We start from the raw sequence: 3,133 nt of genomic DNA, 5'->3' as shown, positions 1-3,133 counted from the left end.
GGTGCTTCGCCGACAGGGGGAAAGGCCCGTCCGGACGATCTCCGCTGGTCGTGCGCTACCGTGGCACCGACCGTGCCACAGCGAAGCCGGTGTGAAACCGGCGCTGTCCCGCAACTGTGATGCCCCGTACGCGCGGCGCTGGCCTTCCGCCGGCGCCGACGGACGTGGGACGAGCCAGGTCGCCTGAGGCCCGGTCGCGACACGCGCTCTCGAGGAAGGGCGCCTCGCGGACGGGCCTTTCCCCCTGTCGGCGAAGCACCACACTCCTCGACCGACAGGAGGCCCCATGTCCCGACGTACCCCCCGGCTCTTCGCCACCGCGCTCGCGGCCGGCGTGCTGCTCCTCGGCGGCTGCGCCGAGAAGACCTCGACCGACACCCCCGCCGCCGGCGGCTCCGGCGGCGCGTTCCCGGCCACAGTCGGCAAGCTGACGCTGGAGAAGCGGCCCGAGAAGATCGTCTCGCTCTCGCCGACCTCCACCGAGATGCTGTTCGCCATCGGCGCCGGCAAGCAGGTCACCGCCGTCGACGACCAGTCGAACTACCCGGCCGAGGCGCCCCGCACCGACCTGTCCGGCTACCAGCCGAACGCCGAGGCCGTCGCCTCCCGCAACCCCGACCTGGTGGTGATCTCCGACAACCTCAACAAGATCGCCGACCAGCTCGTCGCGCTGAAGATCCCGGTCCTGCAGATCCCCGCCGCGGCCACGCTCGACGACACGTACCGGCAGCTCACCGACCTGGGTACGCTCACCGGCCACCGGTCCGAGGCGGACGCCGTGGTGCAGAAGATGAAGGACGACATCACCGCGCTGACCAAGGACCTGCCGAAGCGTACGGAGAAGCCGACCTACTACCACGAGCTGGGCCCGGAGCTGTACAGCGCGACCAGCAAGACCTTCATCGGCACCATCTACGCGCTCGCCGGCCTGGAGAACATCGCCGACGCGTCCGACGCCGACGGGAAGAACGGCGGCTACCCGCAGCTCTCCCAGGAGGTCATCGTCAAGGCGAACCCCGACTTCGTCTTCCTCTCCGACACCAAGTGCTGCAAGCAGAGCGCCGACACGGTGAAGGCGCGCAGCGGCTGGTCCGGCATCACCGCCGTGAAGAACAACCAGATCGTGGAGCTGGACGACGACATCGCCTCGCGCTGGGGCCCGCGCGTGGTCGAACTGCTCAAGGTGATCGTCGACGCCACCGCCAAGGTCCCGGCCTGACCGTGGCCCTACGACAGGCGGAATCCGCCCCGAACCCGGCCGGGACGCCCGACGCGCCCCGGCCGGGTGCCCGGCTGCTGTCCCGGCCGGGGCGGCGTGGGGCGCGCGGCGCGGCCGGTGCCCCGATCCGGCCCGCCGGGCTGCGCAAGCGCTGGCTGTTCGCCGGTGTCGTGGCGGTGCTCGTCGCGCTGGTCGCGGGCGTCTCGCTCGGCCCGGTCAGCCTGCCGCCCGGCAGCGTCGCGGCCGAACTGCTCAACCTGCTGCCCGGGGTGCACCTGGACAGCGGGCTCACCGAGCGGGAAGTCGCGATCATCACCGAGCTGCGGCTGCCCCGGGTCGTGCTCGGCCTGCTCGTCGGCGCGCTCCTCGCCCTGGCCGGCGGCTGCTACCAGGGCGTCTTCCGCAACCCGCTGGCCGACCCGTACCTGCTCGGCGTGGCGGCCGGAGCCGGATTCGCGGTCACCGCGGCGATCGTGCTCGGCGCCGGTGCGAGCGGGTCGCTGACCGGGCTGCCGATCACCATTCCGCTGGCCGCGTTCGTCGGGTCGCTCGGCGCGGTCGTGCTGACGTACCTGCTCGGCGCCGCCGGTGGCCGGGACCGGTCCCCGGCCACGCTGATCCTGGCCGGGGTGGCGGTGTCGGCGTTCTTCGCCGCCGGGCAGACGTACCTGCTGCAACAGCACTCCGACAACATCCAGCAGGTCTACTCCTGGCTGCTCGGGCGGCTGGCCACCGCCGGCTGGCACGACGTGTGGCTGGTCCTGCCGTACTTCGTGCTCACCTCCGTGGTGGTGCTGCTGCACCGGCGTGAACTGGACGTGCTCTCCGTCGGCGACGACGAGGCCGCCGGTCTCGGCCTGCACCCGCAGCGCTCCCGCTACCTGCTGATCGCCGCCGCGTCGCTCGGCACCGCCGCCGCCGTGTCCGCGTCCGGGCTGATCGGCTTCGTCGGCATCATCGTGCCGCACACCATGCGGCTGCTCGCCGGTTCCAGCCACCGGGTGATCCTGCCGCTGTCGATGCTGTTCGGCGGCGCGTTCCTCGCCCTGACCGACGTGGTCGCCCGGACCGCCGCCGCGCCCGCCGAGATCCCGATCGGCGTGGTCACCGCGCTGCTCGGCGGCCCGTTCTTCGTACTGGTCCTGCGGACCGCCCGCCGGGTGGCGATGTGAACGCCCCCGCGGTGCGCGTCCACGACCTGCGCGTCGCCCTCGGCGGCACCCCGGTCCTGGCCGGCGTCGACCTCACAGTCACGGCGGGCGAGTGGGTCACAGTGATCGGACCCAACGGCGCCGGCAAGTCGACGCTGTTGCGCGCCGTCGGCGGCCTGCTCACCGGCCCGGGCGAGGTGGCCCTCTTCGGTACGCCGATCGGCGCGCTCCGCCGCCGCGACCGCGCCCGGATCGTGGCCACCGTGGCGCAGTCCCCGGTCGTACCGATCGGCATGTCGGTGTTCGACTACGCGCTGCTCGGGCGCACCCCGTACATCCCGCCGCTGGGCCGCGAGTCCGCCGCCGACCTGGCCGCCGTGCACGAGGTGCTGGACCGGCTCGACCTGGGCCCGTTCGCCCACCGCGAGCTGGCCACCCTCTCCGGCGGCGAGCGGCAGCGCGTCTTCCTGGCCCGGGCGCTGGCCCAGGGCGCCACCCTGCTGCTGCTCGACGAGCCGACGAGCGCGCTGGACATCGGGCACCAGCAGGAGGTGCTGGAACTGGTCGACCAGCTCCGCCGCGCACACGGGCTCACAGTGCTCGCCACCATGCACGACCTCTCCATCGCCGGCGAGTACGCCGACGCCACCGCCGCCCGGGCCGCCGAGCTGGGCGGCACCATCCTCGTCCCGCCGCGCGACAACCCGGCCGGACGCAGCGCCGCCCTGCGCGACCCCGACGGCGCCCTGTTCTCCGTCTCCAC

Annotated in this window: 3 protein-coding genes and 1 riboswitch; all 3 genes read left to right on the top strand. The window is 73.3% G+C overall.

The window, feature by feature from the left end:
- Positions 1-85: 85 nt before the first annotated feature.
- Positions 86-179, top strand: a riboswitch (cobalamin riboswitch).
- 107 nt (positions 180-286) lie between these two features.
- Positions 287-1,219 (top strand): ABC transporter substrate-binding protein, encoded by a 933-nt coding sequence (locus ABD52_RS36835; protein ID WP_013473539.1) that lies wholly within the window; start codon positions 287-289, stop codon positions 1,217-1,219.
- A gap of 74 nt (positions 1,220-1,293) precedes the next feature.
- Positions 1,294-2,391 carry an iron ABC transporter permease gene (locus ABD52_RS36830; protein ID WP_047894810.1) on the top strand — a complete coding sequence of 366 codons (1,098 nt, stop codon included), beginning with the start codon at positions 1,294-1,296 and terminating at the stop codon, positions 2,389-2,391.
- A partial coding sequence (locus ABD52_RS36825; protein WP_200905294.1) for an ATP-binding cassette domain-containing protein occupies positions 2,388-3,133 on the top strand: 746 nt, incomplete at its 3' end. The genes ABD52_RS36830 and ABD52_RS36825, both read left to right, overlap by 4 nt.

This window comes from Micromonospora sp. RV43 (assembly GCF_001029515.1).
Lineage (GTDB): Bacteria > Actinomycetota > Actinomycetes > Mycobacteriales > Micromonosporaceae > Micromonospora > Micromonospora aurantiaca.
The sequence above is the reverse complement of the archived record's forward strand: the minus strand, read 5'-3'. Positions and strand labels throughout refer to the sequence as shown.